Below are 12720 nucleotides of genomic sequence, written 5' to 3'. Positions count from 1 at the left end.
AGCAAGTGAAGATCACCGGAGTAGAGCTGCGGCGGATCGCGATGCCGCTGGTGGCGCCGTTCCGCACCTCGTTCGGCACCGAGACCTCCCGTGACATCCTGCTGGTGCGGGTGGTGACGCCCGACGCGGAGGGCTGGGGCGAGTGCGTGGCGATGTCCGGGCCGCTCTACTCCTCCGAGTACGTCGACGGCGCCGCCGAGGTGATCCGCCGTTTCCTGCTGCCGAGGCTGCCGCGGACCCTCGACGCGCAGGACGTCGGCCGCGCCCTCGAACCGATCAAGGGGCACCGCATGGCCAAGGCGGCGGTGGAGACGGCCGTGCTGGACGCGCAGCTGCGGGCGGCGGGCCAGTCGTTCGGCCGCTTCCTCGGCGCGGCCAGGACGCGTGTGCCGTGCGGGGTGTCGGTCGGCATCATGGACTCCGTCCCGCAGCTCCTCGACGCCGTGGCAGGCTTCCTCGACGAGGGCTACGTCCGGATCAAGCTGAAGATCGAGCCCGGCTGGGACGTCGAGCCGGTGCGGGCGGTGCGCGAGCGCTTCGGCGACGACGTGCTGCTCCAGGTGGACGCGAACGCCGCCTACTCCCTCACCGACGCCCGCCACCTGGCCCGGCTCGACCCGTTCGACCTGCTGCTGATCGAGCAGCCGCTGGCCAACGACGACCTGGTCCAGCACGCCAAACTGGCCACGCAACTGCGGACGCCGGTCTGCCTGGACGAGTCGATCGAGTCGGCCGAGCACGCCGCCGCGGCCATCGCGCTCGGGTCGTGCTCGATCATCAACATCAAGCCGGGCCGGATCGGCGGCTACCTGGAGGCTCGGCGCATCCACGACCTGTGCCGGGCCAACGGCGTCGCGGTGTGGTGCGGCGGCATGCTGGAGACCGGCCTGGGCCGGGCGGCCAACGTGGCGCTGGCCGCCCTGCCGGGGTTCACGCTGCCGGGCGACACCTCCGGCTCGCGGCGCTACTACGCCACCGACGTCACCGAGCCGTTCGAGCTGGCGGACGGGCACCTGGAGGTGCCCACGGGGCCGGGGCTGGGCGTCGAGCCGATCCCGGCCGTGCTCGACGAGGTGACGACGGCCACGGAGTGGATCACCCTCTGAGCCTGGGCACCGCGGCCAGCAGGCTGCGGGTGTATTCGTGCGCGGGCTCGCCGACGACCTGTTCGGTGGGCCCGACCTCGACCAGGCGGCCGTGGTGCATGACGGCGACCACGTCGGCGACGTACCTGACCACGGCCAGGTTGTGCGAGATGAACAGCATCGTCAGCCCCAGCTCGTCGCACAGCCCGCGGACCAGGTTGAGCACCGCTCCCTGCACGGACACGTCGAGCGAACTGGTGATCTCGTCGGCGACCAGCAGTCCGGGGTCGCCGCCGAGCGCGCGGGCGATGGCCACGCGCTGGCGCTGCCCGCCCGACAGCTCGCGCGGGTAGCGCCCGGCCAGCTCGGCGGGCAGGCGGACGAGGCCGAGCAGCCGCTCCACCTCGCCGGCGCCCGCCCCCTCGGCGATGGTCCTGCCGACGGTCATGCGCGGGTTCAGCGAGGCGTACGGGTCCTGGAAGACCATCTGCACCCGGCGGGCGCCCTCCACGGTGCCGGTGTGGGGCACGAGCCCGCACACGGCCCTGGCCAGCGTCGACTTGCCCGATCCCGACTCGCCGACGAGCCCGACGACGCCGCCGTCGGGGATCTCCAGCGTCACGTCGTCCACCGCGGTGAAGGCGCCGAAGCGCACGCTCAGGTTCTTGATGATCATTTGACCTCCCAGCAGGCGACCCGCTGCTTGGGGCCGTGCGCGACGAGTTCCGGCCGGTCCGACTCGCACCGGGCGGTGGCCAGCGGGCATCGGGGGGCGAACGCGCAGCCGGGGCCGACCTGACCGGGCGCGGGCTGGGTGCCGGCGATGCCCGCCAGCGGTGTGGAGCGGTCGGTGTCCAGGTCGGGCAGGGAGGCGATGAGCGCCTTCGTGTACGGGTGCGCGGCCCCGTCCGCCAGCCGGTCGGCGGGCAGTTCCTCGACGACGCGGCCCGCGTACATGACCACGACCCGGTCGCACAGCTCTCCCACGACGGCGATGTCGTGGGAGATGAACAGGGTGGCCGCGCCCGTCTCTTCGACGACCTCGCGCAGCAGCCGCAGGATCTGCCGCTGCACGGTCACGTCGAGCGCGGTCGTGGGCTCGTCGGCGACGATCAGGCGCGGCGTGCCCATGAGGCCCATCGCGATCACGGCGCGCTGCCGCATGCCGCCGGACAGCTCGTGCGGGTGTTGCTTGGCGCGGCGGTCCGGTTCCGGCAGGTGGACGTGGCCGAGCCGGTCCACGGCGCGGCGGCGCGCCTCGGCGCGGTCGGCGCCCTCGTGCACGATGGCCACCTCGGCCAGCTGCCCGCCCACCTTGAGCGCCGGGTTGAGCGCGGCGAGCGGGTCCTGGAAGACCATGGCGAGCGCGGTGCCGAGCTCCTTGTCCGACAGCGTGGCGACGTCCCTGCCGCCCAGGCGGAGCGCCGCGTGCGTGACGGTGCCCGGGTAGGGGACGAGGCCGCCGATGGCGGCGGCGGTCAGGCTCTTGCCGCTGCCGGACTCGCCCACGAGCCCGACGATCTCGCCGGGCGCCACGGTCAGCGAGAGCTGCCGTACGGGGGTGACGCCGCCCGGGAAGGTGACGGTCAGGTCGCGCACCTCCAGCACCGCGCCGGGGTCCGGCTCGCCGGCGTCTTCAGCGGTGGGCGGAGCCGGCGTCTTCTCGCGGGTGACGGACGTCCGCGCGGCGGCCCTGGCCAGGGCGTCGCCGAGCAGGTTGAAGCCGATCCCGGCCAGCGCGACGGCGGCGGCAGGGCCGAGCGCCACCTCCGGCGTGACGTAGATGCGCGGGAAGCCGTCGAACAGCAGCCGGCCCCAGTCGAAGTCGGGCGGCTGCACCCCGAGCCCGAGGAACGACATCCCGGCCAGGCCGAGCAGCGCGCCGCCGAGCGCCTGGGTGAGGTTGAGGATGAGCGGCTCGGCGATGTTGGGCAGCACATGCCTGGTCAGGATGAGGCGGCGGGGCACGCCGAGCATGCGCGCGGCCGAGACGTAGTCGGAGTTCGCGACGGTGGCGGCCAGCGTCTGGGTGAGCCGGGCGAAGCCGGGGGCGATGGCCGCCCCGATGCCGAGCACCGCGCCGCGCGCGCCCAGCCCGGTGACGACCGCGGTGAACATGGCCAGCAGCAGCCCGGGGAAGGCCACCAGGGCGTTGACCGTGCCGGTGGCCAGCCGGGCGGCGCGCCTGGGCAGCACCGAGGGCAGGGTGCCGAGCACGATTCCGGCCGTGGCGCCGATGGCGGTGGCCGCCAGCGCCAGCAGCAGCGAGTAGCGCCCGGCGACCAGGACCCTGGCCAGCAGGTCGCGGCCGAGGTTGTCGGTGCCGAGCGGGTGGCCGGGCGTAGATCCTTGGAGTATCGCGGCGGCGTCGATGCGCACGGCCTCGTCGCCCCAGATGGGCGGGCCCACGACGGCCAGCACGGCCATCGCCGCCACGATGACGGCCCCCGCGGCTCCCGGCGCGTTCCTGCGCGACCAGCCGGTCATCAGGCCTCCTTGATGGCGGACGTGGGGTCGAGCGCTCCGAGCACCAGGTCGACCGCGAGGTTGACGATCAGCACGAGGGCGCCGTAGACGAGGATCACGCCCTGGGCCACCGGATAGTCCTTCTGCGTGATGGACTCGACGATCTTCAGGCCGAGCCCGGGCCAGGCGAAGACGTACTCGACCAGCACGCCGCCCGCGATGAGCGAGGTGAGCAGCAGGCCGCCGACGGTCAGGGTGGCGGTCAGCGTGTTGGGCAGCACGTGCCGCAGGTGCAGCCGGGCGGCGGGCAGCCGTTTGGCGCGGGCCAGCCGCACGTAGTCCTTGCCGAGCTCGCGCAGCGTCTCCACGCGCGAGATGCGGGCGATCATGGCGGCCGGGCCCAGCGACAGGGCCAGGACGGGCAGCACGTACGTGAGCGGCCCCGCCTTGCCCGCCGGTGGGAACCAGCCGAGCGCGATGGCGAAGACGGTCACGAGCGCGATGGCGTACAGGAACTCGGGCACGGCCACGGCGGTGCCGGTGGTGGCGCTGAAGCCGAGCTCGGTGCCGCGGTTGCGGCCGTTCTCGGTGCGGACGGCGGCCCACATCCCGAGCGGCACGGCGAGCAGCAGCGCCACGGCGGTGGCGAGCAGTGCCAGCGACAGGGTGTTGGGCAGACGGCTGACGATCACCTCGCTGACCGGCTCGCCCGTGAGGAACGAGGTGCCGAAGTCGCCCGTCACGACGCCGGTGACGTACGTGAGGAGCTGCTCCGGCAGCGGCCGGTCGAGGCCGAGCGCCGCCCGGCGGGCCTCGACCAGCTCCACGGGAGCGGCCGGGCCCAGGGCGGCGCGGACGGGGTCGCCGGGGATCAGGTGGATCATCGCGAACGACACCACCATGAGCACCCCCAGCGACACCGCGAACCGCACCAGTCGCCGCACGCCGAGACGGCGGGTCATCTAGCCTCCCTGCGTGAGCCGGATCGAGGCGGGCACGAACACCCCGGCGTACTGCTGGTACGTGGCGCCCTTGGTGGCCTGGAGCACGGTCTGCTCGACCACGGGCACCAGGTCGCCCGAGTCGAACAGGGCCGACTCCGCCTGCAGCCACTTCGGGCAGCCCTCGGTGGCCGGGACCCGGCCGGCCTCGGCGACGAGCTTCTCGTACGTCTTGTTCGAAAGGTGCGCGAAGTTGGCGCCCTTGGGGGCGCCGGGGCCGGACAGGAAGCCGATGAGCTGGCTCGGCAGCGTGACGCCGATGGGCAGCCAGACGACGTCCCAGTCCTGGGTGGCGTTGAGCGACTCGGCCAGCTTGGTGTCGATCTGGCCGTTCAGCTTCACCTCGACGCCGACCTTGCGCCAGGCGGCGGCCAGGTACTCGGCGGCGGCCTGAGTCCCGGCGCCCCTGGTGGTGGCGTAGAGGTAGCGCAGGGTGAACCGCTTGCCGTCCTTGACCCGCACGCCGTCGGGGCCGGGCTTCCAGCCCGCCGCGTCGAGCGCGGCCTTGGCGGCGGCCTCGTCGTAGGCCGGCACGTGCCCGGTGACGGAGTCGCCCTGGCAGGGGCGCGGGTGCAGGACGAGACCCGTGGCGGGCTTGCCGGTGCCGCTGGTGGCGATCCCGGCCAGCTCCTTGAGGTTGACGGCCTGGGTGAGCGCCTTACGCACGGCGGGGTCGTGGCCGGGCCGGTCGTCGCCCTGGTGGTAGAAGAACTGGCCGTTCTGGAGCGGTTCGACCGTCTTGCCGATGCCGGGGGCGGCCTCCAGACGGGCGCGGTCGGGGCCGATGACGACGGCGCCGTTCAGGCCGCCGGAGATGAGCAGGTTGGCGGCGGTCTGCTCGTTCGGCATGATCTTCACCACCGCGGTCTCCGGGATGTCCTTGCCGGTGCCGCCCTCCTGGCCCCAGGCGTACTCCCTGCGGGCCTTGAAGGTGTAGTGGTCGCCCGGCACCGCCTCGGTGAGCTTGTAGGGGCCGCTGCCCGAGGTGCCGCGCTGCAGCAGCGAGCGGTCCTTGAGACCCGCGCCGCAGACGACGTAGAGCGAGCGGGCGGTCTCCAGGATGAAGCTGAACGGCTCCGGCATCGACAGGGTCACGGTGCCGGCCGCCTCGTCGGCCTCGGCCTTCATGCCGGTGGGCACGATCACGCCGTAGATGGGCGACTTGGTGGCGGGATCGGCGATGTGGTTGACGCTGTCGGCCACGTCGGAGGCTTTGACGGGCGAGCCGTCGGAGCAGGTGGCGTCCTTGCGCATGGTGAAGGTGACCTTGTCGGGCTCGACCGTCCACTTCTCCGCCAGGAGGGGCACGGTCTTGCCGTCCTTGGAGACGCCGACCAGGGTGTCGTAGGCGAGGGACAGCGTGGTGATGGTGACGTTGAGCACGGCCCCAGAAGGGTCGAGCACGCCGGGGTCGGCCGGGAGGGCGTAGGTGAACGTGCCGCCCCCGGCCGGCCCGCCACCCCCTTCGCCACCCCCTTCTGTGCCTCCGCAGGCGGCCGCGAGCAGGGCGAGCGCGGTGAGGGCCGCCGCTATCGGTGTTCTCATGGGCACTCCAGACGAGCGTGGGGGGAGAGCACCACCTTCTCCGCTCACCCCCGGCCCCTTCTTCGTGGCCGGTCACGAAAAAGCCGGGGCCGCTAGTGCTGGTGTCCGAAGATCCTCATCTGCAGCATCACGGTGAGCCTGGCGTCGGGGTCGGCCAGGTCGAGGCCGCTGATCTCGACCAGGCGTTTGAGCCGGTAGCGGAAGGTGTTGGCGTGCACGTGGACGCGGGCGGCCGCCTGGTTGACGTCGCCGAACGCGTCGAGGTAGGCCCCCAGCGTGGCGGCCAGCTCGGTGCCGTGCTCGGCGTCGTGGTCGAGCAGCCGCTGATAGGGGCCTGTGGGCGCCTGGTCCTCGGAAGCGGCCACGTCGGCGACCTGGAGCAGCAGCGACTCGAAGTGCACCTCGGTGTATCCGGCGGCCCGGCCCGCGGTGCCGCCGGCGCGCAGCACGCGCAGGGCGCGGTCGGCGTCGGCCCTGGACCTGGCGACCTGGGCCAGGCTGAGCGCGAGGCGGCCGACGCCGATGTTGGCCGCGTGGCGGGGGCCGACCCTGGCCAGGAAGCTCTCGGCCACGCGTACGGCCCGCGCCTCCTCGTCTCCGCCGGCGGCCAGCGGCAGCACCGCGTACGCGACGGAGCCGACCAGCGCCGCGGCGGCCTTCGGATGGATGGCGGCGACGTGCAGCGCGAGCGCGTCGCAGAAGCGCTGCCTGTCGCTCTCGCCCTGCGCGGGGTCGGCGGGCACGCCCGCGAGCTGGGCGGCCAGCACGCACAGGCGGGTGGTCGCGATGCCGAGCCGGCCGGCCGCCTCGGCCGCGTCGGAGCCGCCGGCGAGGACCGTGGACAGCAGGTCGGCGCGCAGCCGCCGCTGGGTGTCGGCCCCGGCCCGCTCGCGCAGCAGCTGCAGCGCCACGATCTTGGCCGCGTCGGTGAGCGCGCGCTGCCGCTGCGGGCTGAGCGGCTCGTGCACCACCGCCCAGATGGAGCCGAGGATCTCGTCGCCGACCCGCACCGCCATGGCGGCCCGGTTGACGATGTCGTCGTCGTCGAGCTCGATGTGGATCGGCTCGTGGCTCTGGTAGAGGCGTTTGAAGACGCCCTGGGCGTCGAGCTGGCGCAGGTAGCGCTCGGGCACCTGCAGCCCCAGCACGGTCTCGACCCGGCCGGGGTCGGTCTCGTCCTGGCGTCCTGAGAACGCCAGCACCCGCGAGGACCTGTCCTCGATCGTCACGGGCGCGTCCAGCAGCGCGCAGACGGCGTTGGCCAGCGAGAACAGGTCGCCGTAGGCGCCCTCTCCAGGCTCGGCCAGGTCGCCCTCGGCCAGCAGGGAACGCAGCAGCGCCGCCACCTGGGCCCAGGAGGCGGCACGGGTGAGGCCGAGCACGGCCACGCCGGTCTCCAGCACGGCCGCGCGCACCCGCTCGTCCACGTCCACCGGCAGCTTGACCACCATGCCGGTGGCGTGCGGGGCCCGGGCGAGCAGGGCGCAGATGTCGTCCGCGCCCTGCACGCCGACCGCGAGCAGGATCGCCCCCGAGGGGACGATCAGCTCGTCGAGCGGGTCGTAGATGTGCACCCCCGTCACCTCGGCGTCGAGTGAGCCGGGGGATGCGGCCACGTCGAGCACCGTCGTGCCGAGGTCGTGCAGGATCCGCCCGAGGCTGGCGCGTGGGCGGTTCTTCATCCGGTCACGATAGTCCACGGCGCGGGCGGCCGCCTCAGCCGGTCTTCGGCGTCGCGCGGGCGCCGAGGTGCACGTACGGGGAGCCGTCGGGCAGCTCGTAGAAGACCGCGGACAGCCAGGACGGGTCCTCGGGCGACTTGAGCACGAACGTCGTGTCGTCGACCGGCACGAGCTCGAACTCCTGCGGCTTCTCCAGCGCGGCCAGCGCGCCCGTGGCCTCCAACCGCAACCACGGCCTGCCCTCACGCAGCGACACGTCGAGGATGGCCCCCGCGCGCTCGTAACGGCCCACGTAGCGGGAGGCGTCCACCTCGACCGGCGTCTCGGGCGGGCCCAGCGTGGCCGGCACGGAGAGGCCGTCGAGCTCGGCGAACAGCTCGGTCGCCACCCGGTGGGTGAACGCGCCGGAGTGGCCGCCGTTGACGGTGACGCAGGCGATGGTGCCGGTGCCTGGCACGGCCCAGAGCATCGCGTGCTGGCCGATGGTGTTGCCCCCGTGGGAGATGACCCGCTGGCCGCTCCACTCGTCCACGATCCAGCCCACGCCCCAGTGGCGGCCCAGCGCGTACGGGTTGGGGATGTCCACCTGCGGCTCCCACATGACCTGCGGGTTCTCCAGCAGGCCGCCCTCCAGGTGGGCCCTGGCGAAGGCCACCACGTCGGCGGGGCGGGCGCAGATCAGGCCCGCCGGTCCCGCCGAGCGCATGAGCCCCCACACCGGGGCGGGCTCGCCGTCCACGTGGCCCATGGCGGCGCGGAAGCGCAGCACGTCCTCGGGCAGGGTCCAGGTGTGGGTGAGGCCGAGCGGCTCGCAGACGCCCTCGCGCAGCACGTCGTCCCAGCGCTTGCCGGTCAGCTTCTCCAGCACGCGCCCGGCGATGCTGAAGCCGGAGTTGCAGTAGGACTGGGTGACGCCCAGGGGGTGGTTCTGGGCCAGGTCGGCGCAGGCTTCGACGTACTTCTCCACGCAGTCGTCGCCGCGCCCGGTGTCGAGGAACAGGTCGCCGTCGATGCCGCTGGTGTGGGTGAGCAGATGCCTGATCGTCACCTTCTTGGTGACCTCGGCGTCGGCCACCTTGAACTCGGGCAGCACTTCAAGCACCGGCGTGTCGAGGGTGAGCCGGCCCTGCTCGATCTGCTGCATGATCAGGGTGGTGGTGTAGACCTTGGTGACCGAGCCGATCTGGAAGAGCGAGTCGGGGGTGACGTCGACGCCGGTGGCCTTGTTCAGGGTGCCGGCGGCGAACTCGTGCAGTTCTCCCTCGTGCAGGTACGCCAGCGCCGCGCCCGGCACCTCGTACTCGGCGATCAGCTCGGGGAGCCGCTGACCCATTGCTCCAGCCACGCGAGGATCCTTTCGTTGTAGTCATAGCGGTGTGAGGGCCGGCCGTTCAGGATGAACAGGTGGGAGGCCCCCGGGTAGCGCACGAGCCTGACGGGCACCCGCCGCTCGCGCAGCGCGGCGAACCACAGCTCCGACTGGCCGACAGGGCACCGGTCGTCGTTCTCGCCGTGCAGCAGGAGGGTGGGCGCGGTGACCTCGCCCACCCTGGTCGACGGTGACTGGGCGGCCAGGTCGCCCGGGGCCTCCTGGGTCGTGAGCAGGTGGCCCACGTCGGAGGTGCCGCCCACGACGGCCAGGTCGGTGACGGCGCCGCCGGCGATCGCCGCCTTGAACCGGTCGGTGGCGCCGGTCAGCCAGCACGTCATGTAGCCGCCGTAGCTGTAGCCGGTGACGGCCAGCCGCTCGGGGTCGGCGACGCCCTCGGCCACCAGGTCGTCGATCGCGGCCAGGAAGTCCTGGGTGTCGGAAAGGCCCCACGCGCCGACGGCGGCGGTGTAGAACGCCTCGCCGTAGCCGTCGCTGCCGCGCGGGTTGAGCGCCAGCACGGTCCAGCCCCGCGCCGCCAGGGCGTGGTGGTAGAGGTGGAAGCCGTCGAGCACGGGGGCCCAGGCGTTGTGCGGGCCGCCGTGCACGTCCAGCAGCAGCGGGCCAGGGGTGGCGGCGTTCTCGTCGCGCAGGACGAAACCCTCGACCTCGGTGCCGTCGGGGGCGGTGAACGTGCGCCGGACCGGCGTGTACGGCTCCACGCCGGCCAGGGCATGGCCGGTGAGCCGGCGTGGCTCGCCTCCGTCGGGCGTCAGCACGTAGACCTCGCCCGCGGTACGCGGGTCCGCGGCCACGTACGCGATCCGCCCCGCGGCCACGCTCGCCCCGAACACGCTCACCTCCTCGGACACGAGCCGGCGCCCGGGAGCCAGGTAGAGGTGGGAGCAGCCGCGGTCGCGGACGCAGAACATCAGCTCGTCGCCGAGCAGCGCGGGGGTGGCGCCGGGATAGCCGGGGTAGCCGGTCATGACGTTGCGGTCGAGCCCCGTCTCCACCTCGGCCACGCCGCCGTCTCCGCCGGGGTCCAGCGTGTAGAGCCGGACATGTCCGACGATCTTCCCCTTCAGCCCGGCGATCAGCAGTCTGCCGCCGAGCCACCACGCTCCCGCGCAGACGAGCTCGGGGTCGGTCAGCCGCTCGGGCGTGCCGCCCTCGGGCGGCACCACGTACACCGCGCCGCCGAAGTCCAGGTCGCGGTCGGGCTCCATGTCCGCCACGAACGCCAGGCGGGTGCCGTCCGGCGACCACGACGGCTCTCCGGCGTGGAAGTCGCCCTCGGTGATCTGCGCGGGCTCGCCGGAGTCGACGTCCACCACGAACAGGTGCGTGGTGATGCCGCGCAGCAGCCCTGCCCCGTCGGCCTTGTAGTCGAGCCGGTCGGCCACGACGGGGGCGTTCGGGTCGGGCGCGGCGCCGCCCGGCGCTGTCGGGGCCGCGTAGGCGATGCGGGAGCCGTCCGGCGACCAGCACGCCGCCCCGGCGCCGAGCGCGTTCGAGGTGAGCGCTCTGGGCTCGCCGCCGTCCATGGGCAGCAGGTGGAGCTGCGCCGCGCCGCCGTCGGCGGGGCGCAGGAACGCGAGCGTGCGGCCGTCCGGCGACCAGCGGGGCGAGCTGCCCGTGGCCAGGCGGCGCGGCTGCGCGCCGGGGTCGTCGCAGGAGACGAGCCAGATCTCCGAGCGGTTCTCGTCGGCGTCCCGGTCGACGGTCGTCAGCGTGTACGCGACCGCGCCGCCGTCGGGGCGCAGCGCGGGATCGGACGGGACGGCGAAACGGTGCAGGTCCTCCAAGGCGAGTCGTGGCATATCCGAACCGTAGGCCACCGTTTCGCCCCCTGCTTCGGCGTGCGCGACGAACAGGGCCGCCCCCGTTGTGCTCACCGCCAACCGGGTGCGGGGACCTCCGGGGAGGGGCTCGTGTACAGGAGGTGACGGCCGGTCGGGGAGAATGTGGAGGTCAACGTCAAAAGTGAAGGTCCCGCGCCGATTTCCGCACCACTCGCCCCGCATCTCGCCCCGCGTCTCCCCCGCATCTCCCCCCGCATCTCCCCGAATTTCCCCCGAACGGCGGGCCCGCTCAGGTGGCCCGCGAGAATGGATGGTCAGCCATGGTCGGCAAGCCGGAACGCCACGTCGCCGTGTTCGGCGCCGGATACATCGGTCTGGTGACCGGCGCCTGCCTGGCCGAGCTCGGCCACCGGGTGGTCGTCCGCGACATCGACCCGGAGAAGGTCGCCCTGCTGCGCGCCGGCGACGTGCCCATCTACGAGCCGGGCCTGGGCGACCTGATCGCCAGGAACAAGGAGCGCCTGACCTTCACCCTCGACCTGGCCGAGACGCTCGACGGCGCCGAGATCGCCTACGTGTGCGTGGACACCCCGCCCTCGCCGTCCGGCGACGCGGACCTGTCCCGGCTGTGGACGGTGGTGAAGTCGCTGGAGGGCGCGGCGCACCTCAAGGCCGTCGTGGTGAAGTCCACCGTCCCGGTGGGCACGGGCGCGCGCGTACGGGCCGCGCTCGACGCGGCGGGCCTGGCGCACGTCGGCTACGCCGCCAACCCCGAGTTCACCGCAGAGGGCCGGGCGGTCACCGACTTCCTGCGTCCCGATCGCATCGTCATCGGCTCGGCCGACGAGGCCACCGCCGCCCTGATCGCCGAGCTGCACGAGGGGGTCGAAGGCCCGGTCGTGGTGATGGACGTGCGCTCGGCCGAGATGGTCAAGCTGGCCTCCAACGCGCTGCTCGCCACGAAGATCAGCTTCATCAACGAGATCGCCACCCTGTGCGAGAAGACCGGCGCCGACGTCGAGGAGGTCGCCCGCGCTGTCGGCCTCGACCACCGCCTCGGCCCCCACTTCCTGCGTCCCGGCATCGGCTGGGGCGGCTCCTGCTTCCCCAAGGACTCCGAGGCGCTGCGCCAGCTCGCCAGCAACACCGGCTACCACCTGCAGCTCCTGTCGGCCGTCATCGACGTCAACAACCTGCAGAAGCGCCGCGCCGTGCAGAAACTCCACGACGAGCTGGGCACGCTGGCGGGCATGCGGGTGGCGCTGCTCGGGCTGACGTTCAAGCCCGGCACCGACGACATGCGCGAGGCGCCCAGCACGGTGCTGGCCGCCCGGCTGCTGGCCGAGGGCGCCGAGGTGCGCTGCTGGGACCCGATGGCCCGCCCGGCCGCCGTGGAGCCGTGGAGCTCGACGACCCGGCACCCGACGCCGGAGCTGGCCCTGGAGGGGGCCGACGCGGCGATCGTGGTCACCGAGTGGCCGCAGCTGAAAGAGGTCGACTGGGCGGGCGCGGCGTCGGTGATGCGCCGGCCGGTCCTCTACGACGGCCGCAACCTGTTCGATCCGGCGGCGATGCGGGAGCTCGGCTACACGTACATGAGCGTCGGAAGGCCCTGATCCGGCTGCTGGAATAAACCGTTGCGGCCCGGTGCTGAAGGCCGCACTATGTTCCTCATGTTCCAGCACGCTCACCTCGCGACGCCCGCACTGCCGGGCGCGCTCGGGCGTGCCTGCGACGGCCTGGAGCGCTGACCTCTTCCCGTACGTC

9 protein-coding genes are annotated in these 12720 nt (G+C 73.2%); 2 read left to right on the top strand and 7 right to left on the bottom strand.

All coding sequences use genetic code 11. The features are described from left to right. Window positions 1-5 precede the first annotated feature (5 nt). On the top strand, window positions 6-1106 hold the full coding sequence (menC, locus tag AB0C27_RS12315; protein WP_357841885.1) for an o-succinylbenzoate synthase: 1101 nt from the start codon (window positions 6-8) through the stop codon (window positions 1104-1106). Here menC and AB0C27_RS12310 read toward each other — a convergent pair. From AB0C27_RS12310 to AB0C27_RS12280, 7 genes are all read right to left on the bottom strand, one after another. After that, window positions 1096-1761: an ATP-binding cassette domain-containing protein gene (locus tag AB0C27_RS12310; RefSeq protein WP_357841882.1), complete on the bottom strand. Its 666-nt coding sequence runs from the start codon at window positions 1759-1761 to the stop codon at window positions 1096-1098. The two genes, menC and AB0C27_RS12310, sit on opposite strands and share 11 nt — an antisense overlap. Further along, on the bottom strand, window positions 1758-3572 hold the full coding sequence (locus AB0C27_RS12305) for a dipeptide/oligopeptide/nickel ABC transporter permease/ATP-binding protein (RefSeq protein WP_357841879.1): 1815 nt from the start codon (window positions 3570-3572) through the stop codon (window positions 1758-1760). The genes AB0C27_RS12310 and AB0C27_RS12305 overlap by 4 nt, the downstream gene beginning before the upstream one ends. Further along, complete coding sequence (locus AB0C27_RS12300) at window positions 3572-4513, bottom strand: ABC transporter permease (RefSeq protein WP_357841876.1); 942 nt, start codon at window positions 4511-4513, stop codon at window positions 3572-3574. Before AB0C27_RS12300 ends, AB0C27_RS12305 begins: the two co-directional genes overlap by 1 nt. Next, window positions 4514-6097: an ABC transporter substrate-binding protein gene (locus AB0C27_RS12295; RefSeq protein ID WP_357841873.1), complete on the bottom strand. Its 1584-nt coding sequence runs from the start codon at window positions 6095-6097 to the stop codon at window positions 4514-4516. A 92-nt stretch (window positions 6098-6189) separates the two neighbouring features. Further along, the gene (locus AB0C27_RS12290) at window positions 6190-7779 is read right to left on the bottom strand and encodes a helix-turn-helix domain-containing protein (protein WP_357841870.1); all 1590 of its coding nucleotides are present in this window, start codon (window positions 7777-7779) and stop codon (window positions 6190-6192) included. A gap of 34 nt (window positions 7780-7813) precedes the next feature. Continuing rightward, window positions 7814-9124: a serine hydrolase gene (locus tag AB0C27_RS12285; protein WP_357841867.1), complete on the bottom strand. Its 1311-nt coding sequence runs from the start codon at window positions 9122-9124 to the stop codon at window positions 7814-7816. Next, a complete protein-coding gene (locus tag AB0C27_RS12280; RefSeq protein ID WP_357841865.1) occupies window positions 9088-10971 on the bottom strand; it encodes a S9 family peptidase in 1884 nt (627 codons plus the stop codon). Before AB0C27_RS12280 ends, AB0C27_RS12285 begins: the two co-directional genes overlap by 37 nt. A 302-nt stretch (window positions 10972-11273) precedes the next feature. Here AB0C27_RS12280 and AB0C27_RS12275 point away from each other — a divergent pair, with 302 nt between their 5' ends. After that, complete coding sequence (locus AB0C27_RS12275; protein WP_357841862.1) at window positions 11274-12569, top strand: UDP-glucose/GDP-mannose dehydrogenase family protein; 1296 nt, start codon at window positions 11274-11276, stop codon at window positions 12567-12569. The last annotated feature ends 151 nt before the right edge of the window (window positions 12570-12720 follow it).

This window comes from Nonomuraea sp. NPDC048882 (assembly GCF_040649755.1).
Lineage (GTDB): Bacteria > Actinomycetota > Actinomycetes > Streptosporangiales > Streptosporangiaceae > Nonomuraea > Nonomuraea maheshkhaliensis.
Note: the sequence above shows the minus strand (reverse complement) of the source record. Positions and strands in the feature narration are given on the sequence as shown.

What these genes read in the sequence shown, in the direction of transcription:
- AB0C27_RS12310 (WP_357841882.1), bottom strand. Translation starts at nt 1,761, where the DNA reads ATGATCATCAAGAACCTGAGCGTGCGCTTCGGCGCCTTCACCGCGGTG.
- AB0C27_RS12305 (WP_357841879.1), bottom strand. Translation starts at nt 3,572, where the DNA reads ATGACCGGCTGGTCGCGCAGGAACGCGCCGGGAGCCGCGGGGGCCGTC.
- AB0C27_RS12300 (WP_357841876.1), bottom strand. Translation starts at nt 4,513, where the DNA reads ATGACCCGCCGTCTCGGCGTGCGGCGACTGGTGCGGTTCGCGGTGTCG.
- AB0C27_RS12295 (WP_357841873.1), bottom strand. Translation starts at nt 6,097, where the DNA reads ATGAGAACACCGATAGCGGCGGCCCTCACCGCGCTCGCCCTGCTCGCG.
- AB0C27_RS12290 (WP_357841870.1), bottom strand. Translation starts at nt 7,779, where the DNA reads ATGAAGAACCGCCCACGCGCCAGCCTCGGGCGGATCCTGCACGACCTC.
- AB0C27_RS12280 (WP_357841865.1), bottom strand. Translation starts at nt 10,971, where the DNA reads ATGCCACGACTCGCCTTGGAGGACCTGCACCGTTTCGCCGTCCCGTCC.
- AB0C27_RS12275 (WP_357841862.1), top strand. Translation starts at nt 11,274, where the DNA reads ATGGTCGGCAAGCCGGAACGCCACGTCGCCGTGTTCGGCGCCGGATAC.